Source organism: Arthrobacter sp. Y3223164, from assembly GCF_059091005.1.
Genome location: NZ_JBNHGF010000682.1, coordinates 1 through 880, shown reverse-complemented (window position 1 = coordinate 880; position 880 = coordinate 1). Strand labels below are relative to the sequence as shown.

Annotated in this window: 1 protein-coding gene; it reads right to left on the bottom strand. The window is 72.0% G+C overall.

The features are described 5' to 3' along the window. The coding region (locus tag AC5RUJ_RS17380) for a UvrD-helicase domain-containing protein (RefSeq protein WP_494156391.1) at positions 1–880 on the bottom strand (880 nt) is incomplete at both ends.

Genomic DNA, 880 nt, shown 5'->3' with positions numbered 1-880 from the left:
GGTCCGCGCCGCCGTGGGCGGGCGCGGTTCCGCTCCCGGTTTCTGCTTCCGCACCGGGATGGACGAGGTCGCGGGCGCGGTGCGCCCCGGCGACCTGCGAGATCCGGGCGGCAGCTGACTGCCAGGCGGTTGCGACTCCGGGAGCCATCCGGTGCGAACTGGTGAGGACCAGCGTGTGCAGCGGCCTGTCCGGTGTGCCAACCAGCCCGGGCAACTTGCCGAGGACATCCGGACGGGCGCCGCGGAACCCTTGGACGACGGTGTCCGGCGAGGCCGCGAAGACGGCATCCTGTCCCTCCGCAAGCAAGGCCAGGAGCTCGAAGACCGCGGGGTTGGCTTCCTGGAGGTCGTCCGCCAGGATCAGCCGGAGGCGGCTGCGCTCCCGCTCCAGCAGGCCGGGATGCTCCAGCAGCAGCTGGCGTGCCGAAGTGATGATTCCGGCCGGGTCGAAGGCCTCGGGCATCCGGAGGTCGATCACGTCACGGTACTCGCGATACAGCCGGGCCGCCGCCATCCAGTCCGCCCGGCCATACTCTGCGCCCAACTGTTCCAGTTGCCCTGCGGTGCTGCCGTACTCGGTCAGCCGGTCGAAGAGCTGGCGGACCTCCTGCCGGAAGCCGCGGGTCGCCAGAGCCTGCTGCAGGTCTTCCGGCCAGCCGGCCCCCGGACCGTAGCCGGCACGATGGCCGGCCAGCAGTTCGGCGATGATCTGGTCCTGCTCGGGTCCGGACAGCAGCCGGGGCGCGCGCTCCACCAGCGGCAGCAGTCCTTCCACCCGTGCCCGTCGGATCAGGTCGAAGGCATAGGCCGACCAGGTCCTGGTCGGGGTGGTGCCCAGGCTGCGGTTGAGGCGCCCGGTCAGCGCGTCGCGCAGGCGCGC